Source organism: Flavobacterium palustre, assembly GCF_014639535.1.
GTDB classification, from domain to species: Bacteria; Bacteroidota; Bacteroidia; order Flavobacteriales; family Flavobacteriaceae; genus Flavobacterium; species Flavobacterium palustre.
Genome location: NZ_BMGA01000002.1, coordinates 212771 through 230799, shown reverse-complemented (window position 1 = coordinate 230799; position 18029 = coordinate 212771). Strand labels below are relative to the sequence as shown.

Below are 18029 nucleotides of genomic sequence, written 5' to 3'. Positions count from 1 at the left end.
TGAAATATAAATTGTTTTATTCCTCGTCATCAGGTTCGTTCATGATTTTCTCACGATACTTTTTCCCTATCAGCAAGGTTAATTTTTGTTTGTAATCATCCACTAGCCATTCACGGTAATTTTTACTGCATTGGCTCAGGCATTTTGCATAACGCTTAATACGGCATTCAATATCATCATCCAATTCTTTAGACAATAATTTGGCTTCCTGTAAAGTCTCTGTATTATAAACACACATCGTTGCGTGCTGATCCAACGATTTATCCAAAACTACTTTAGAACGTAAATTGTGCTTGATGGCCAATTTATGTTCTTCATCTACATCGAAGGTTACGTCTTCAGTATTCGGGAATTTAGCTCTTAATTCAGGAGGCATGGTGTATTTAAAATACATCTCAATTTCAGCATCATCACGAAGATTTTCCAAATAAAATTCCGGTGATTTAAAAATGTGCTGCCAGTTTACCGGTTCGCTCCACAATCCAAAACGAGCGGCATTGTTACCCAAATCAATAACTGTAAATTCGTCTTTGTTAGGTAATTTTCGAGAACCACGACCAATCATTTGATAATATAAAGTCAATGATTTTGTAGCACGGTTCAATATGATGGTTTCTACTGTTGGTTCGTCAAAACCGGTTGTCAAAATCCCAACCGAAGTTAGAATGGCATCCTTTGTATGTTTGAACCAGTGTAAAATTTCTTTTCTTTCTTCGTTACTGCTGGTATTGTCAAGATGGCGAATAGCATAACCTGCTTCTCTGAAAGTTTCATATACATACAATGAAGTATTGATACCATTATTGAAAATCAGGGTTTTTTTACCCATAGATCTTTCGGTATAAGCATGCAGTAATTTTTCCTGCATTAAGGTATTGGTATATAAATCATCGGATGATTTTACGGTATAATCGCCATTGATACCTACTTTTAGCGAAGTCAAACCTACATCATAGCTATAAGTGGTTGCTTTGGCCAAAAATCCGTTTTCAATTAATGAACCAATAGTATCGCCTACAATTAATTCATCATAACTTTGATTCATCGGCAATTTGATATTAGAACTCAACGGCGTAGCGGTTACTCCTAATATAAAAGCATTGGCAAATGAATTTAATAATTTTCGAAAGGAATTATAATGCGCCTCATCAATAATAACCAAACCGATGTTGTCCAATAACAATTTTTCATCGTTGATACGGTTTTTAAGGGTTTCTACCATGGCTACAAAACAGGAATATTCGTTTTGATCCGGTAAATCTTTTACTTTAGAATTGATGATTTTATTTTTAACACCAAAACCTTTCAACATCTTAGAAGTTTGCTTGCACAACTCAATTCGGTGTGTCAAAACAACTACTTTTTTATTGTGTTTGGATAGGTAACGGCGAACGATTTCTGAGAATATTACTGTTTTTCCTCCACCTGTAGGCAATTGATACAATAAGTGGTGTTTTTCAGGACCATTATCAATGCGCTCAAAAATGGCATCAATATCACCCTGCTGGTAGGCATAAAGTTCTTTTTTTTCTTCTTTTTCTATTTCTATCGTACTTTCGAACATTGCTTTTTGTTGAATTTTTGCAAAAATACGTCTAAAAAACAGTTATCTTGTTATATTTAATTTAAATTATTAACTCAATTTGAAATAATTTGATTTACAAGCCTATTATTAGCTAATTCGCTCCATTATTAGCAGGAAATCGCTGCTGTTTTTCCATTTTTGCTGAAGAATTTCGTCATAAATTGCATTTATCCGACGTTTAAATTCGCTCAAAATGCCATTTGCAATTAAAAATTGAACCGCCTGATCAAAAGAATTGTGCATACTTTTATAAAAAGCTTCCTGTTTTATGGAATTTTCAGCCGAGAAAGTCTGAGCAATTTCAATAGTATATAACATCACATCGGCAGTTACAAAAGGATCTACGCCCAGCGTAATAAAATGTTTGATGATTTTTTGAGCTGTCGAACGACGCATTTTAGCTTTTCTGGTTTTTCCAATAGGGAAATATTCATTGGAGATTTTCAGCTTGGCTTCCTGAAGTCTCTTTTCTTCTTTTGGATTAAAAACAAAATCGTAATATTCTTTTACGGCTGTAAATTTTTCATACAATTCTATCAATTGCTCCTGAAGTTGTTCTTTATCGAGTTCGCCCAAATATTTCTTTAAATCTCTTTTGCTCATTATGAAAATTTTATGATTGCAAATGTAAATTACTTTGGGTTTTCTTAGCCATAAAATCAATGATAATCATTATTTTTGGCGTGTAAATATTTAAAATAATATCCATGCTTAAGATTTTTAAAATTACCGCTCTTCTTGAAGGAATTTCTTATTTAGTTCTGTTCTCCAATATGCTTTTTATTAAACCTAACAATTTCGAATTGTACCACACTCTTTTGTATCCAATCGGAATGAGTCACGGAATTTTGTTTATTGGCTATATCATTTTAGCTTTTTTATTGAAAAATGCACAAAAATGGAGTTTAAAAGATTTTGGAATTATTCTAATTGCTTCTTTACTGCCTTTTGGTACTTTTTATGTAGAAAAGAAATACTGTAAAGAGCCGCTTTTATCAAAATAATAAAATTTCACTATAAAAACTGAAACCGCTAATTCACCAATTAGCGGTTTTATTTTGTAACAAACTGATTTTCAAACAGTAGTTATTTATAACTGTTAAATTATGAATCACTCCTTATATTTACATTAAAATAAAAATTCTTCGATACTTTTTTTTCCTATATTTAAGAAAAAAAGATGGACCAGAGAGATCGTTTTTTAAGTGAATTCAGAGGTGAAGCTATCGGGAGTGTTAGCACGCAATCTTCAGCAGATGAAATTTTTCAAAATGAAGTTTTGAGACCCATATTAAAACTACAAAATGATTTATTCATTGCTTCTTTCCACAATTACATTAGTAAATACAAAAGGGATTTTTACACACTCAGTGTCGAAAAAAAATTAACCATTATCGAAAATGCCATTCAAAAAGACATCAAGTTCAGGAATGCTCTAAAAGGGATGATTATTGCCTTGTTTACGGTTGATGAATATTTATTGTACATCAGGAATTCATCGAACCTAAACAAACGCATGATGAATATGCTTATTGAAAGACTAAAAAATCAGGTGCAGTTATTTGATCAAAGTTTAGTAGGCTAAAAAAATCTTTTATTGCCATGTTAAGAAATTACTCAAAAAGAACACGGTTTTTAGCCTCAAAAACTAATAATATCCAACCCAAATAAAGCGAGTATTATTTTTTCGTTAAAAATAGAGCAACTTACTCTATTTAGGGATTTGATGTAATAAATTTCATTATAATTGTTAAAATCAAAGTTATTATGAAAGAGGATTATTTTAAATGGTATTCTCCTAATTTGAATAGGGATACCCAAATGCTTGTCTTTGGTCATTCAGGCTATCCCGTAATCCTGTTTCCAACCTCCATGGGAAGTTATTTCGAAAATAAAGACATGGGGTTAATTGAATCGGTAAGATGGTATGTCGAACAGGGATTAATCCAAATTTATTGTCCCGACAGTATTGACAAAGACAGTTTTTACAACAAACATATCCATCCGGTACACCGCATAGAAAATCACGATTGGTACGACAAAATGATTTGTCATGAAATTGTGGAAAAAGTGCGACACAATACCCCTTCTGGAAAAGTGGTGATGGCAGGTTGTAGTTTTGGAGGTTATCATGCTTCTAATTTTGCCTTTAGACATCCCGGTTATGTGAGTCATTTGTTTAGTATGAGCGGTATTTTCAATATCAAAAGTTACTTAGACGGCTTCCATAATGATGCTGTTTTCTATCACAGTCCCGACGATTATCTGCATGGTCTTAATGATTATGAATTGTGGAATATGGATGTAGTTCTGGGAACTTCCAATTGGGATATTTGTTTTGATGCCAATCTGAAAATGAGTAAACTCTTGTCTGACAAAAGCATGCACCATTGGCTTGATATCAGGCAGAATAAGCCACACGACTGGCCACTTTGGAAAGAAATGTTTCCTCATTATTTATCCCGAATTAAATTTAGCTAAACCAACTATAAAAAAGTAATAAAGTAGTAAAGAAACAATAAACATGAAGAAAATCGGAATTTTATTTGGAATGGAAGACACCTTTCCACAGGCTTTTATTGATAGAGTAAATTCAAAAAATGAAAAAGACATTATAGCCGAAGCCGTTTCTATTGATAAGGTTATCCAAAACAAAGGCGGTGAATATGCGGTAATTATTGACAGAATTTCACAAGATGTTCCGTTTTATCGTGCTTTTCTAAAAAATGCCGCTTTAACAGGAACTAATGTAATCAATAACCCTTTTTGGTGGAGTGCTGATGATAAATTTTTCAATAATGCCTTAGCGGATACATTGGGTGTTCCGTTGCCTAATACCGTAATTCTTCCTTCAGCGGAACATCCCACGGATACGACTTCTAAATCTTTTAGAAACTTACAATTTCCATTAGACTGGGAAGGCATTTTTGACTATGTAAAATTTCCTGCTTATATGAAACCGTATGCCGGCGGTGGATGGAAAAATGTATATCGACTGGAAAACAAAGAAGAATTTTGGGAGAAACACAGTGAAACGGGTCAATTAGTGATGTTGTTACAGGAAGAAATTGTTTTTACCGAATATTTCAGAGTGTATTGTTTAGGTGGTAAAGCGGTTAAAATCATGCAATATGAACCCCGAAATCAACCCCATTTGCGTTATGTTCTTGACGGACCTCCGGTAGATAAAAAACTATTAGCTACTATCAAAGATTACACGATTCGTCTTTGCAAAGGTTTAGGATACGATTTTAATACCGTAGAATTTGCTGTGCGTGACGGGATTCCTTATGCTATTGATTTTGGAAATCCGGCACCTGATGCCGATATCAATTCGGTAGGAGCAGAAAACTTCGAATGGGTGGTCGAAGAAGCTGCAAAAATGGCTATTGCTGCCGCAAAAAAACAAAAACCAGAAAAAATCAATCTGACCTGGGGAACTTTTATGAAAGATGCTGTTGGACTTAAATAACTATCGGAATATTTAAATGAAAAAATTGCCTGTTTTTACGCTTGGTATTGAAGAGGAATACCAAATTATAGATCCCGAAACCCGTGATTTACGCTCCCATTTGTCCAAAATTGTCGATGGAGCCAAAATATTATTAAACGAACAGGTAAAAGCCGAAATGCACCAGTCGGTTGTGGAAGTAGGAACAAATATCTGTAAAAATGTCAAAGAAGCCGAATGTGAGATTAAGTTTCTAAGGACAAAAATTGTAGAATTAGCCGATAAACAGGGGCTTATCGTTGGAGGTGCAGGAACACATCCATTTTCAAAATGGCAGGATCAACCCATAACCGATGATCCCCGTTATCATAATATTATCAACGAATTACAGGATGCAGCCCGTTCTAATTTGATTTTCGGGATGCACTGCCATGTGGGAATTGAAAACCGCGAAATTGGGTTACAGTTAATCAATCAGGCTTGTTATTTTTTACCGCATATTTTTGCGTTATCTACTAATTCCCCTTTTTGGGAATGCAGACAAACAGGTTACAAATCATACAGAACAAAGGTTTTTGATAAATTTCCAAGAACTGGGTTACCGGAATATTTCGATTCCTTATCCTCTTACGATAACTTTTTGGAAACGCTGGTAAAAACCAGCTGTATTGATAATCCAAAGAAAATTTGGTGGGATTTACGTTTGCATCCTTTCTATGACACCATTGAATTTCGCATTTGTGATATGAGTTTGACGGTTGAAGAAACCATGTGCATTGTCTCTATAATACAGGCCGTTGTAGCCAAATTATACCGACTCAATTCACAAAACATGAGTTTCAATATTTATCGATTGGCATTGATAAAAGAAAATAAATTCCGTGCTGCCCGCTATGGAATTGAAGGACAGATGATTGATTTTGGACTTCAAAAAGAAGTGGAAACCAGAATGTTGATTCTTGAATTACTTGATTTTATTGAAGATGTTGTGGACGAATTAGGCAGCAGGGAGCATATTAATTTTGCGCACCAAATCCTGAAAAATGGTACTGGAGCCGACAAACAATTGGCCGTTTTTGAAGAAACAAAAGACCTGACTAAAGTAGTTGATTTTATAACTTCAGAATTTACTAAAGGCTTATAAAATAATAACTTATCTTTGAATAATTATTTTAAAAAGTGGGACTAATGAAAAAGAAAAGTATAACAGTAGCAATATTAGACATGTACAATGGTGAACCTAATCAGGGAATGCGATGTATAATTGATGTTGTTAGCCGATTTGCTCCTTTTGTGTGTTTTAAAATATTTGATGTCAGAGGAAAATGTGAATTACCCGAAATTGATCAGTTTGATATTTATATATCCTCTGGTGGTCCGGGAAATCCACTGGAAGGCGATGGAAACTGGGATAAAAAATATTATGCTTTTATTGATTCCATTGTAAAATGGAACAGTGAAAATCCGATAAAAAAACATGTTTTGTTTATTTGCCATTCTTTTCAGATGGCCTGTAAACATTTTGGACTGGCCGAAATTACCAAAAGACACGACACCTCATTTGGTGTAATGACTATCCATAAAACCAAAGATGGCCTTAAGGATTTGTTGTTTGAAGGTTTAGCCGATCCATTTTACGCCATTGATTCCAGAGATTATCAGGTAATACAGCCTAAATTGAGTGTTTTTGCCAAAAAAGGTGCTAAAATCATTTCTCTGGAAAAAATAAGAGATCATGTGCAATACGAAAGAGCCATTATGGCGGTACGCTTTACAGATCATTTAGTGGGAACGCAATTTCATCCCGAAGCCGATCCTATTAGTTTTCTGTCACATCTAAGAAATAAGGATATAAAAGACAAAATAAGAAAAATGAAAGGCAAAAGAAAATTCAGAAATATGCTGGAAGACTTGGTTGACGATGATAAAATATATCGAACTAACGAAACCCTGATTCCTAATTTTCTTCGTTCTGCCATTACTGACCTGATGAAATCTAAAAAAATCATGTCTAATTAATAAATTATTTATGCTAATAAAATATTGGAACACCGATATAACAGATTAAATTAATTAACACAGATTAAAATTAAAAATTTCTTTTAATCTGCTAAATTAGTATCATCTGTGTTCCTTTTTTTAACATTCAAAAACTGTATGATTTCAAAATATCGAAAGTTATTCAACGAGCAATTCACTCAGGAAAAATACCAACAATTAAAAGATAGTATCGCTCAGGATTTTGATTACGCACCTACTTTTCGATTAGGAGAAACTCCTTTTTTCATTTCGAATGAATTAAAAGCACAGCTGATTGAAGGCTGTAATGATGTTATAGCTTTAGTTCAAAAAGAAAATTTTAAACAACTTACCAATAAGGCATTAGAATTAAACAATAAAGTTCCAAATGAAGACGAACACAGTACTTTTCTGGCTATCGATTTTGGAATTTGTGAAGAAGACGGAAAAACAATTCCTAAATTAATTGAAGTACAGGGATTTCCTTCCTTGTTTAATTATCAGGTAAATTTATTCGAGAAATTCAAAACATATTATCCTTTTCTTGATGAATTAACACCGTTTTTAAATGGTACGACACCACAGCAATATCTAAAAACTTTAGAGGAAGTTTTTTGCAACAATCATCCTAAGGAAAATGTTATTCTGCTCGAAATAGAACCTGAAAAACAAAACACCAAAATTGATTTTTATTACTGTAAAAGAGATCTCGGAATCCCTTTTGTATGCGTTACCGATTTAATTAAAAAAGGGAATCAGCTATTTTACAAAAACGAAAATGGTGACGAAATATTGGTAAAACGCATTTACAACAGAGTTATTTTTGACGAATTAGACTTGCGCCCCGATTTGAAAATGAATTTCAGTTTTTCAGATGAACTGGATGTAGAATGGGCCGGACATCCCAACTGGTTTTTCAGAATCAGTAAGTTCATTTTGCCGCTGTTAAAAGGAAAATATTTCATCGAAACCACTTTATTGAGCGAGTTAAAAGAAATTCCGGAAGACTTAGAAAATTATGTTTTAAAACCTTTATTCTCTTTCTCTGGTTCCGGTGTTATTTTCCATGTCAAACGTGAAGACATCGAAGCCGTTAAGGACAAAGAGCTTTATATTCTTCAGAAAAAAGTCAATTATCTTCCTATTGTACAATCACCTGACGGTAAAGTAAAAGCTGAAGTGAGAATGCTTTGCACTTGGAAAAAAGATGATACCTCTCCTACTCTTTTGTGTAATTTAGTGCGTTTGAGCCGTGGCGAAATGATTGGTGTAAAATACAATCAGGACAAAGACTGGGTGGGCGGAACTATTGGATTGTTTGAAAGATAATTTGAAGAAAAAATTATAAACTTCTTATATGGACTTCAAATTAACAACTACTATTTTTTTACCACATAAGTCATTTAATATAAAAAAAAGAGGTCAAAACTTATATGACTTATATGGTGGAAATTATTTCTTCCAGAATTTCTTAAACAAAACAGGACAAACTTTTTCCATTGTTTTAGGATCGTCAACATTCCAATTGAATTCTAAAATGGGATAATGTACGTCAGTTGTAGTGAATTTTTCATAATCCACATAACTTTCCACCTCTTTATGAGTAAGATTTTTAAAAGCATTATTGGCTACGTACCAAAAGCCCTCAAAATCATAAGCTTGAGGTTCATTACCCACCAAATTAACTAAATTATCGGGGTTTTCCTGTGTTTTATAATAAGCTTCTTTTCCTCTTGAAATCAACCAACATCTGAAATAATCAAAACTATCATCGGCAGCTCCATTACTGATGACATAGTTAGCACACCATAAATTAGAAGTGTAAGAATCAAATAAAAGTTTGTCGGTTCTCAGACGAAAACCAATCACCTCCTTTGGAGAAAGTTTCTCTAACTCAGCAGTAAGGAAAATTTCCTGATCTTCCTGATTGGTAGTTTCTTTTAATGAGCTTTCAATAATTTTCCAATAACTTTCTTCGTCTAACATCTCACTTGTCGGATCCAAATGAATAGAGTCCAAATTGATTCTTGGAGCCGCTTCAATAGAGTCAGTACTGGTGAGTAACTCATCTGATTTTACATTGCTGTTTTGGCTATAATCAACCACTGACAGCAATAGAAAAAACGATATAAAAAAATAATGATGTCTCATGATGATGGAATAATCAATTAGAAATTTTCTAAATTACAGTATAAAATTAGTCTATTTTATTTTCTAATCTGAATTCCTGTCACATAAAAATTGACATCAATCAGCAATTTTGAATTTTGATCAGTATTAAGCTCTGTTTTCCAATCAGTTTCAGGCTTCAACCATTTTTCAACTCCGTTAATCGAGATTTTAATTGGCATATTAAATCCAGCAACACAATTGCTCCAACGATAAAATAATTGTCCTTCTTTAAAATAATATTCTAGTATTGGTATTCTCGTATCTCTCAGATATTGATTAAAAAAAGGATTCAAATCCATTACTGCTTGCTGACTCAAATAATCCTCAATTTGCTTCGTGCTAACAGTTTGATGGTAAAAAGTACTGTTTAAACCTCTTAAAATTTTTCTCCATTTTTGGTCATCATTTACAATTTGGCGCAAAGTATGCAGCATATTTCCTCCTTTTGGATACATATCTCCTGAGCCTTTATGGTTTACATCATAGTTCCCAATGATAGGAAAATCATTAGCAATACCTTTTCTCGTTCCAATAACATATTCAAATCCCGCTTTTTTACCATAATAATATTCCACAAAAAGACTTTCGGAATAATTGGTGAAACTCTCATGAATCCACATATCGGCAATATCTTTATAAGTAATGTTGTTAGCAAACCACTCGTGCCCAGATTCGTGAACAATAATAAAATCAAATTTCAGTCCCCAGCCTGTCCCGCTCATGTCGTGACCTAAATAACCATTTTGAAATCCATTTCCATAGGTTACTGAACTTTGATGTTCCATGCCTAAATAAGGTACTTCAACCAACTTATAACCGTCTTTGTAAAAAGGATAAGGACCAAACCAATATTCGAAAGCCTTTAACATTCGGGGAACTTCCCTGAATTGTTTTTTGGCTTTCGCCAAATTATTTTTCAAAACATAATAGCTGCAATTTAAAATTCCTTTTTCGCCTTTATATTTCTCTAAAAAAGAAACATAATCACCAATATTGATGTTAACTCCGTAATTATTTATCGGATTGGAAACATACCAATTGTAAGTTGTAGTGCTATTTTTTTGTTTTTTCACACTCAGCAAACGACCATTGGAAACATCCATTAAATCCGACGGAACATTAACACTAATGTACATATCATCGACTTCGTCATACATATGATCTTTATTTGGCCACCAAACACTGGCGCCCAATCCCTGACAGGAAGAAGCAATGAAAGGTTTTCCATTACTGTCTTTTTTCCAACTAATTCCTCCGTCCCAAGGCGGATTAACAGCAACTTTAGGTTTGCCTCCATAAAAAATGGTGAGTTCTTTTATTGTACCTGCTTTTTGAGGAGTGACTAAATCAACCCAAAAAACATTGCCTTCACGGCTGTATTTTAAGGCTACACCGTCTTGAATAATTTTGCTGATTTCTAAAGGTTTTTGCAAATCAATCTGCATTACATTGTACTCTTGTAAAACTTGATATTTAATAGCGTTAGAACCTGTAATTGTGCTATCTAAAGGGTTTACTTTTATGTCTAAGCGATATTGTTTTAAATCCCACCAGGATCTTTCTTTTGTGATACTTCCACGCAAACTGTCTTGCTTTGTAAACGAAATTGTTGGGTTACCCAAAAGTGATTGTGCTTTTATTCCATTCGAAATAAAGAATGACATAAAAAAGAAAAGACAAAGTATTTTCATGAATTTGAAGTCTTTTTTGAAAGTAATATTTGTCATTCCGACGAAGGAGGAATCCCATTATCTGAATTACTTGATGAGATTCCTCCTTCGTCGGAATGACAAAGTTTGTAGTTATAACTAATGCAGTTTAGTGACTTTGTTTTGTGCTACAACCACAGTATAATCGGCAATTAAACGATCAACATAATTGTTGAGTAATTCCAAAACTCGTTCACTTTTATCCGATTTCACTATTAATCCCGCATGATAATCCAACGGAACCCTGAAACAAACTTCAGGATCAGAGAAAGAGGATAAATCAGGATGTTGGTATTTTGACAGAGTCAAAACGATACCGGCGTATTCTTTTTTTACTTTTGGCAATTGATATATTTTTTCTTTTACCAAAGCATCTTCAATTATAGCCCATTCTTTCCAAAGATTAATATTCGAAGCCGCTTCGACCATTTCGGCAATATGAGCACCACCTACACGGGAAGAAGTTTCCAGAAAATAGATTTTCCCGTCTTCATTGCATTTTATAAATTCGGTATGAGCCGCTCCATTTTTCAAACCAAAGCTTTTCAGCACTTCTTCATTTACTTTTTTGATTTCGATATCGTCTTCCGAATCGTATGGAATATTCGAACTTCTAAAAACGCCTCCTCCTTGTGTTATTTCCATTGGCGTAGCCAGATATTTTGAAGTCAGACTGAATATTTTTTTACGGTCTAAAACCAAACTGTCACAATGATAGACATCGCCGGGTTTGAATTGTTCCAATAAATATTTAAAACGATTATTGCCCATTTCGGTAATATGAATCCACAAAGCTTCTTTATCAAAAACCTTTATAATTCCGGATGCAGAAGCTTCGGAACGTGGTTTTAAAACCCAGGGTGGAGCAACAGTATCGGCAAAAGTATTGATGTCATGGTCATTAAATAAAGAACAAAATGCCGGAATAGGAATTCCGCAACTTTTGGCTCTCATTCTCATAGCGAGTTTGTCTCTAAAATAACGGCCTGTAGTTTGTCCCATCCCGTCAATTCTGAGATTTTCTCTTAGATAAGTGGCTTTTTCAACATCATAATCGTCCAATGCTACTATGGCGTCAACCTTGTTCGTTTTCATCAAATTGCCAACTCCCAGTAATAAATGCTCTAAATTCCAATCGGTATCCTGTCCCTGCATATAGAAAATTTCGTCTATATAATCATGTGGCCAAGGCTTGTCACGTAGTTTCTCACTAGTTACAAGATATACGGTATTCCCCAGTTTTTTTAACTGAATTAGAAAATCAGTTCCTTTAAAATAATTTGAGATACAAACGAAACTTTTAGCACTTTCCATAATGTCATAAATTTTCTATGAATTTAGTCAATAAATGTACACCATAAGCAGTTGCATGTTTACTTTTTGCAAATTCGTCATCACCAAAGGCAACACCGGCTATATCCAAGTGCGCCCAGGCCTTATGTTCTTTAGTAAAAAACTCTAAGAATTTAGCTGCGCTGATGGCTCCGGCTACTGGTTTTCCGCTAAAATTCTTCACATCGGCAATGTCACTTTCTATGTCCTTTTTATAATCATCCCATAGTGGTAACGGCCATAAACGCTCTCCGATTTTCTCACCTATTTCCTGAAGTTTTTTCGAAATCACCTCATTATTACTAAACAAAGCGGCACATTCGTATCCAAAAGTAGCCACACTGCTTCCTGTAAGCGTGGCAATATCTACAATATATTCAGGATTGTAATTCTTAATTAAGTATGATAATCCATCGGCCAAAACCAATCGGCCTTCGGCATCCGTATCGATAATTTCAATGGTATTACCGCTGTAACTATGGATAACATCACTTGGTAAAAAAGACTTACTATCGACCGAATTTTCGGCACAAGGAACAATAGCAGTAACTTTTACCGGCAATTGTAAATCGGCTATCAGTTGCATTGCTCCCAAAACAGCAGCTCCACCAGCCATATCACATTTCATATGTACCATGCCCGATGTCTTGATATTCAATCCGCCGGTATCAAAAGTGATTCCTTTCCCAACCAAACCAAGGTGCTTTAAATTAGCCTCAGCGTTTTTAGGACTGTAATTCATAATTACAAATTGAGCTTCATTTTCGCTTCCTTTTCCAACCGCTACAAAAGCACCAAGATTTTCTTGTTTAGCGGTTTCTAATCCCAGCACTTTTACATCAAAACCATAATGATTTCCTTTATTTTGAGCCCATTGTGCTAAAAATTTTGGAGTTACTTTATTAGGAGGTAAATCAACTAGGCTGAAAATTTCCAGTTGGGCTCTCGCAATTTTTATAGCCTTATCAATGGATTTCGAAAAATCATTAGCTGATAAAATTTGAAGTATAAAATCAGCATTCAAAAACGGATGAGTATCTTGCTTTTTATAATGTCCTAAATTATAAGTTCCTAAAAGCAATCCTAAAATAGCGGCTTCCACCAGTTCTTCAGTAAAAACATCCGGTAAAAATAAAGACACATTTGAGCTAAATGTGTCTTTTTCTTTGAAAGCAATTCTTCTGAAATTTGTTTTTAACGATTTATAATCAGTTGTTTTTCCTAAGCCAATAAAAATAAAAATAGTGCCGTTTTTTTCGGCTAAATAATAAGTGTCTTTTTTGCCGGAAAATAACCTGGATGAAATTTCCAGTCCTTCAAATTGGATTGGAACCAAATCTTTGGCAGCAGTTTCAAAAACAGGAACTAAAACTGTTCCTGAAAAATTTTCTAAACTATCAATCTTTATTATTTTCATTCTAATTGTCTTTAAGTTGTAAGAGTAAAACAATATCGCTTTTTTCAACCATATAAGTCATTTAAGTTTTTTTACTTATATACCTTAAGTAACAATAAGTGCATTGTAGATTTAATTCTTACTTGACTTATATGTTTATATGATAAATCGTTGTTACGGTATGTCATTAAATATTTCCAATTACTTAGTACTAAAAAATAACCACTCTATTGCTTTAGGGAATTCGTCACTCCAATAGGTTTCATTGTGTTTTCCTAATTTGTTAATACTGAGATTAATCTTCATCTTATCATTAACAAATTCATTTTCAAGTATTCGGTTTTTAAAAGTTTCCACATGTTCAATCATGGTTTCACTTTCATCACCTCCGGCATACAAATAAATTTTAGTGTCTCCGGAATTTTCAGCTTCTTTAACTTTTATTTTTGGGTTAACCCAAAGTGAAGGTGAAAATATCATCAATTTACCAAATACTTCCGGATATCTTAAACCACTAAAGATACTTACCAAAGCTCCCATCGAACTTCCTCCTATTCCTGTAAATTCTCTTTCTTTTTTAGTTCTGAAATTACTGTCAACATAAGGTTTTAAGGTTTCAACTAAAAACTGAATGTATTTTTTCCCTCTGCCTTTTCCTAAAACTGTTTTCCCTACATTGTATTCTTTTATTCGGTCTTCTTCGGCATGTTCAACAGCAATAACGATAATCTTCCCCACTTTGTATTCGGACATTACCGCCAACTTTTTGTCAATTTCCCAATTACCATATTCAGCATTTTCATTGAATAAATTCTGGGCATCCTGCAAATACATCACCGGATAACTTTCTTCCGAAGCATCATAATCATGTGGCAATAAAGCCCAAATTTTTCTGGTTGTATTGAGTTGCGGAATTTCAAATTCATCCGATATTAACTGGATTTGAGGCAAAAAATTAGGCTTGAATGGCAACCAGTTTCTTCTCCATTTAAATACATGTTCGTTTTGAATTCCAGTATGTTTAGTTGTTGAACGATTTTCTGTTCGCTCTTCATTAATACCAATTTCTACATCACTCCAGTCTCCTTTAGTAAATTTATACAATAAGGTTTCCGGATAATCAAAATCATGCGTGAACTTATAATGATACAGACCTACACCTACTTTTTCCATCATAAATTCCTTGTCCTGAGTACGCCAATCGTTAAAATTGCCCGATATATATACCGGACGGGAATCGTCTTCGTCAGTGGTCAATATGATGTATAGTCCTGTTTTTATTTTAGTATCGATTAAATCTTCTGAAAAATGAGTTTTATCAAAAATCATAAGTTGTTGTATCTAAATCATTAATTAATGTGGTAAATATAACAGATTGTGTTTTTGTGAAAAAATAAAAACGAATCTATAAGGTGTTTTTTTACACTTATAAACTCGTTTTTGATATAAATTAACAGAAAATATAGATGCTATTTCTGACGGCTTTTTAAAACCTTAATAACATCTTCTAATTTGTATCCTTTAGCTTGTAATAAAATCAAATAATGGAATAATAAATCAGCACTTTCGTCTAAAAATAAATTATCATTAGCGTCTTTGGCTTCGATAACCACTTCTACGGCTTCTTCCCCTACTTTTTGAGCTATTTTATTGATTCCTTTTGCAAAAAGAGAAGCCACATAACTTTGTTCAGAATCTGCTTTTTCTCTTCTTGACTGAATGGTATTTTCCAATTCTGAAATAAAACCATAACTGCTTTCGTTTGGAGTTTGCCAACAGGTATCAGCACCCGTGTGGCAAGTTGGTCCTACAGGAACAGCCTGAACTAAAAGTGTATCACCATCGCAATCATTCTTAATATCAACCAAATTTAAAAAGTGACCACTTTCCTCTCCTTTTGTCCAAAGACGTTGCTTAGAGCGACTAAAAAAAGTTACTTTTCCTGTCTCAATTGTTTTTTGATAAGCTTCGTCGTTCATATAGCCTAACATCAAAACATTTTTAGTTTCACTATCCTGAATGATGGCGGGAATTAATCCGTGTGCACTTTTTGAAAAATCTATTTCCATTTTATTTTAGATTTTAGAATTCAGATTTTAGATTCTGACTTCTATATTGTTATTTTTAAGTTCTTTTTTCAAAGCCTTGATTTCAATTTCCTTGAAATGAAAAACACTGGCTGCCAGGGCTGCATCAGCCTTTCCTTTAGCAAAGCTATCCACAAAATGCTGAATGTTTCCGGCACCACCTGAAGCAATAATCGGGATATTCACTAAGCTTGACAGTTTAGCCAAAGCTTCATTAGCAAATCCGTTTTTGGTCCCGTCATTATCCATTGAGGTAAAAAGAATTTCTCCTGCTCCTCTTTGTTCTACTTCAACAGCCCAGTCAAATAATCGAATTTCTGTTGGTACTTTTCCTCCTACTAAATGCACAATCCATTCCCCATCAATTTGCTTGGCATCAATAGCTACCACCACACATTGACTTCCGAATTTCTGTGCCAAATCGTTAATCAACTGGGGATTTTTAACCGCTGAGGAATTAATGGAAACTTTGTCAGCACCATTTTGCAACAATACTTCAACATCTTCAACAGCCGAAATTCCTCCCCCCACAGTAAACGGAATATTGATAGTCGAAGCTACTTTTCGAACCAAATCAACCAGAGTTCGTCTTCTTTCTTCCGTTGCTGAAATATCCAGAAACACTAATTCGTCAGCTCCTTCATCCGAATAAATTTTGGCTAATTCCACCGGATCTCCCGCATCGCGCAAATCTACAAAATTTACTCCTTTTACAGTTCTCCCGTTTTTGATATCCAAACAAGGGATAATTCTTTTTGTAAGCATTCTTTTTGTTTGTTGTTAGTGGTTTATTGTTTAAGGTTTGCCGTTCTACAACTACAAACTATTAACAATAAACTATAAACTAATTATATAATTCTCTAACTGTTTCAACGAGATTCTTCCTTCATAAATAGCTTTTCCGATAATAGTTCCTTCACAACCAATTTCGGCTAATTTTGGCAATTCGTCAAAAGTTGAAATTCCTCCCGAAGCAATTAATTTTAAACCTTTGGCCTGATCCAGAATTTTAGAATATAAATCAAAACTTGGTCCTTGTAACATTCCGTCTTTGGCAATATCGGTACAAATTACATATTGAATTCCTTTAGCCTGATAATCCTGAATAAAAGGAACTAAGTCTTCATTAGAATCTTCTAACCAACCTGAAACCGCTACTTTTTCATTATTAGCATCAGCTCCTAAAATGATTTTATCCGAACCGTATTCAGCAATCCATTTTTCAAAAACAGCGCGATTTTTTACCGCAATACTTCCGCCAGTAATTTGGTTTGCACCACTTTCGAAAGCAATTTTTAAATCAGAATCCGCTTTTAAACCACCACCAAAATCAATTTTCAATTTAGTTTGAGTGGCAATTTGCTCTAATATTTTATAGTTGATAATCTTGCTTGATTTTGCTCCGTCTAAATCTACCAAATGCAAATATTCGATTCCGTGCGCCTCAAATTCTTTGGCTACCTCAAGCGGATTTTCGTTGTAAATTATTTTAGTATTGTAATCACCTTTTGACAAACGAACACATTTTCCGTCGATGATGTCTATAGCTGGTATTATTCTCATTTTATTTGTCATTGTGAGGAACGAAGCAATCTCATTCCGCTGATTTTTAATATTGTTATTGAAATTTTATAGCTTTAAAAAATTGCCTAAGATTTTCTCTCCCATATCCCCACTTTTCTCCGGGTGAAACTGTGTTCCGTAAAAATTACCATTTTCCAATGCAGAAGAATAAGGCAATTCGTAATCAGTGGTTGCAATGGTTTCTTCACAAATAGGAGCATAAAAACTATGTACCAAATACATGTATTCTTTTTCGGCTACATCTTTAAATAAATCCGATTTTAGATCGTAAATGGTATTCCAGCCCATTTGTGGCACTTTTACTTTTGGGGTAAATTTAGTCACATTTACATCAAAAATACCCAAACCAGTCGTATTTCCTTCTTCAGTATGATTACACATCAATTGCATGCCCAGACAAATTCCTAAAACCGGTTGTTTTAATGTTGGAATTAAAGTATCCAAACCTCTTTCTTTAAGCATTTTCATGGCATAACTCGCCTCTCCTACGCCTGGAAAAATTACTTTGTCAGCCGCTTTTATTTCGTCAGGATTATTGGTTAACACAGCGGTATAACCCAATCTTTCTATGGCAAATAGAATACTTTGAATATTTCCTGCTCCGTAATTTATGATAACTATTTTCATTTCTTTTTAAGTTGGGAGTTAGAAGTTGGGAGTTAGAAGAAGCAAATTTTACTTCAAGCTTCCAACT

18 protein-coding genes are annotated in these 18029 nt (G+C 33.9%); 7 read left to right on the top strand and 11 right to left on the bottom strand.

What is annotated here, in order from left to right; genetic code table 11:
- Nucleotides 1-16: 16 nt before the first annotated feature.
- Nucleotides 17-1564: a DEAD/DEAH box helicase gene (locus tag IEV84_RS05785; RefSeq protein ID WP_188493343.1), complete on the bottom strand. Its 1548-nt coding sequence runs from the start codon at nucleotides 1562-1564 to the stop codon at nucleotides 17-19.
- A gap of 108 nt (nucleotides 1565-1672) precedes the next feature.
- Nucleotides 1673-2188, bottom strand: a complete 516-nt coding sequence (locus tag IEV84_RS05780) for a DUF6155 family protein (protein ID WP_188493341.1) — start codon at nucleotides 2186-2188, stop codon at nucleotides 1673-1675.
- Between the two features lie 104 nt (nucleotides 2189-2292).
- Between IEV84_RS05780 and IEV84_RS05775 the strand changes: the two genes are divergently transcribed.
- The 7 genes from IEV84_RS05775 to IEV84_RS05745 all read left to right on the top strand — a co-directional run bounded on the left by IEV84_RS05775 (nucleotide 2293) and on the right by IEV84_RS05745 (nucleotide 8384).
- Nucleotides 2293-2589: a DUF3817 domain-containing protein gene (locus IEV84_RS05775; RefSeq protein ID WP_188493340.1), complete on the top strand. Its 297-nt coding sequence runs from the start codon at nucleotides 2293-2295 to the stop codon at nucleotides 2587-2589.
- 176 nt (nucleotides 2590-2765) lie between these two features.
- Nucleotides 2766-3170 carry a glyoxalase gene (locus IEV84_RS05770; protein ID WP_188493338.1) on the top strand — a complete coding sequence of 135 codons (405 nt, stop codon included), beginning with the start codon at nucleotides 2766-2768 and terminating at the stop codon, nucleotides 3168-3170.
- Nucleotides 3171-3352: 182 nt separating this feature from the next.
- Nucleotides 3353-4066, top strand: coding sequence for an alpha/beta fold hydrolase (locus IEV84_RS05765; RefSeq protein WP_188493336.1), 714 nt, complete (start codon nucleotides 3353-3355; stop codon nucleotides 4064-4066).
- A 43-nt stretch (nucleotides 4067-4109) separates the two neighbouring features.
- The gene (locus tag IEV84_RS05760; RefSeq protein ID WP_188493334.1) at nucleotides 4110-5057 is read left to right on the top strand and encodes an ATP-grasp domain-containing protein; all 948 of its coding nucleotides are present in this window, start codon (nucleotides 4110-4112) and stop codon (nucleotides 5055-5057) included.
- A gap of 16 nt (nucleotides 5058-5073) precedes the next feature.
- Nucleotides 5074-6180: a carboxylate-amine ligase gene (locus tag IEV84_RS05755; protein WP_188493332.1), complete on the top strand. Its 1107-nt coding sequence runs from the start codon at nucleotides 5074-5076 to the stop codon at nucleotides 6178-6180.
- A 44-nt stretch (nucleotides 6181-6224) separates the two neighbouring features.
- The gene (locus tag IEV84_RS05750) at nucleotides 6225-7055 is read left to right on the top strand and encodes a type 1 glutamine amidotransferase (protein ID WP_188493329.1); all 831 of its coding nucleotides are present in this window, start codon (nucleotides 6225-6227) and stop codon (nucleotides 7053-7055) included.
- 138 nt (nucleotides 7056-7193) lie between these two features.
- On the top strand, nucleotides 7194-8384 hold the full coding sequence (locus tag IEV84_RS05745; protein ID WP_188493327.1) for a hypothetical protein: 1191 nt from the start codon (nucleotides 7194-7196) through the stop codon (nucleotides 8382-8384).
- 123 nt (nucleotides 8385-8507) lie between these two features.
- Here the strand turns inward: IEV84_RS05745 and IEV84_RS05740 are convergent, their stop codons facing one another.
- From IEV84_RS05740 to hisH, 9 genes are all read right to left on the bottom strand, one after another.
- Nucleotides 8508-9206 carry a DUF4240 domain-containing protein gene (locus tag IEV84_RS05740; RefSeq protein WP_188493325.1) on the bottom strand — a complete coding sequence of 233 codons (699 nt, stop codon included), beginning with the start codon at nucleotides 9204-9206 and terminating at the stop codon, nucleotides 8508-8510.
- Between the two features lie 56 nt (nucleotides 9207-9262).
- The gene (locus tag IEV84_RS05735) at nucleotides 9263-10918 is read right to left on the bottom strand and encodes a M1 family metallopeptidase (protein WP_188493324.1); all 1656 of its coding nucleotides are present in this window, start codon (nucleotides 10916-10918) and stop codon (nucleotides 9263-9265) included.
- Nucleotides 10919-11035: 117 nt separating this feature from the next.
- Nucleotides 11036-12250 carry an ATP-grasp domain-containing protein gene (locus IEV84_RS05730; RefSeq protein WP_188493322.1) on the bottom strand — a complete coding sequence of 405 codons (1215 nt, stop codon included), beginning with the start codon at nucleotides 12248-12250 and terminating at the stop codon, nucleotides 11036-11038.
- Between the two features lie 4 nt (nucleotides 12251-12254).
- Nucleotides 12255-13685 carry a leucyl aminopeptidase family protein gene (locus IEV84_RS05725; RefSeq protein WP_188493320.1) on the bottom strand — a complete coding sequence of 477 codons (1431 nt, stop codon included), beginning with the start codon at nucleotides 13683-13685 and terminating at the stop codon, nucleotides 12255-12257.
- A 180-nt stretch (nucleotides 13686-13865) separates the two neighbouring features.
- The gene (locus IEV84_RS05720) at nucleotides 13866-14993 is read right to left on the bottom strand and encodes an alpha/beta hydrolase (protein ID WP_188493318.1); all 1128 of its coding nucleotides are present in this window, start codon (nucleotides 14991-14993) and stop codon (nucleotides 13866-13868) included.
- Nucleotides 14994-15133: 140 nt separating this feature from the next.
- A complete protein-coding gene (gene hisIE / locus IEV84_RS05715) occupies nucleotides 15134-15733 on the bottom strand; it encodes a bifunctional phosphoribosyl-AMP cyclohydrolase/phosphoribosyl-ATP diphosphatase HisIE (protein ID WP_188493316.1) in 600 nt (199 codons plus the stop codon).
- Between the two features lie 27 nt (nucleotides 15734-15760).
- The gene (hisF, locus tag IEV84_RS05710) at nucleotides 15761-16516 is read right to left on the bottom strand and encodes an imidazole glycerol phosphate synthase subunit HisF (protein ID WP_188493314.1); all 756 of its coding nucleotides are present in this window, start codon (nucleotides 16514-16516) and stop codon (nucleotides 15761-15763) included.
- Nucleotides 16517-16588: 72 nt separating this feature from the next.
- A complete protein-coding gene (gene hisA, locus IEV84_RS05705) occupies nucleotides 16589-17314 on the bottom strand; it encodes a 1-(5-phosphoribosyl)-5-[(5-phosphoribosylamino)methylideneamino]imidazole-4-carboxamide isomerase (RefSeq protein ID WP_188493312.1) in 726 nt (241 codons plus the stop codon).
- A gap of 66 nt (nucleotides 17315-17380) precedes the next feature.
- Nucleotides 17381-17962: an imidazole glycerol phosphate synthase subunit HisH gene (hisH, locus tag IEV84_RS05700; protein WP_188493310.1), complete on the bottom strand. Its 582-nt coding sequence runs from the start codon at nucleotides 17960-17962 to the stop codon at nucleotides 17381-17383.
- Nucleotides 17963-18029: the final 67 nt, after the last annotated feature.

Bases quoted from the DNA above. Each gene is read 5' to 3' on its own strand.
- IEV84_RS05785 (WP_188493343.1), bottom strand. From the start codon at position 1,564: ATGTTCGAAAGTACGATAGAAATAGAAAAAGAAGAAAAAAAAGAACTT.
- IEV84_RS05780 (WP_188493341.1), bottom strand. From the start codon at position 2,188: ATGAGCAAAAGAGATTTAAAGAAATATTTGGGCGAACTCGATAAAGAA.
- IEV84_RS05775 (WP_188493340.1), top strand. From the start codon at position 2,293: ATGCTTAAGATTTTTAAAATTACCGCTCTTCTTGAAGGAATTTCTTAT.
- IEV84_RS05770 (WP_188493338.1), top strand. From the start codon at position 2,766: ATGGACCAGAGAGATCGTTTTTTAAGTGAATTCAGAGGTGAAGCTATC.
- IEV84_RS05765 (WP_188493336.1), top strand. From the start codon at position 3,353: ATGAAAGAGGATTATTTTAAATGGTATTCTCCTAATTTGAATAGGGAT.
- IEV84_RS05760 (WP_188493334.1), top strand. From the start codon at position 4,110: ATGAAGAAAATCGGAATTTTATTTGGAATGGAAGACACCTTTCCACAG.
- IEV84_RS05755 (WP_188493332.1), top strand. From the start codon at position 5,074: ATGAAAAAATTGCCTGTTTTTACGCTTGGTATTGAAGAGGAATACCAA.
- IEV84_RS05750 (WP_188493329.1), top strand. From the start codon at position 6,225: ATGAAAAAGAAAAGTATAACAGTAGCAATATTAGACATGTACAATGGT.
- IEV84_RS05745 (WP_188493327.1), top strand. From the start codon at position 7,194: ATGATTTCAAAATATCGAAAGTTATTCAACGAGCAATTCACTCAGGAA.
- IEV84_RS05740 (WP_188493325.1), bottom strand. From the start codon at position 9,206: ATGAGACATCATTATTTTTTTATATCGTTTTTTCTATTGCTGTCAGTG.
- IEV84_RS05735 (WP_188493324.1), bottom strand. From the start codon at position 10,918: ATGAAAATACTTTGTCTTTTCTTTTTTATGTCATTCTTTATTTCGAAT.
- IEV84_RS05730 (WP_188493322.1), bottom strand. From the start codon at position 12,250: ATGGAAAGTGCTAAAAGTTTCGTTTGTATCTCAAATTATTTTAAAGGA.
- IEV84_RS05725 (WP_188493320.1), bottom strand. From the start codon at position 13,685: ATGAAAATAATAAAGATTGATAGTTTAGAAAATTTTTCAGGAACAGTT.
- IEV84_RS05720 (WP_188493318.1), bottom strand. From the start codon at position 14,993: ATGATTTTTGATAAAACTCATTTTTCAGAAGATTTAATCGATACTAAA.
- hisIE (WP_188493316.1), bottom strand. From the start codon at position 15,733: ATGGAAATAGATTTTTCAAAAAGTGCACACGGATTAATTCCCGCCATC.
- hisF (WP_188493314.1), bottom strand. From the start codon at position 16,516: ATGCTTACAAAAAGAATTATCCCTTGTTTGGATATCAAAAACGGGAGA.
- hisA (WP_188493312.1), bottom strand. From the start codon at position 17,314: ATGAGAATAATACCAGCTATAGACATCATCGACGGAAAATGTGTTCGT.
- hisH (WP_188493310.1), bottom strand. From the start codon at position 17,962: ATGAAAATAGTTATCATAAATTACGGAGCAGGAAATATTCAAAGTATT.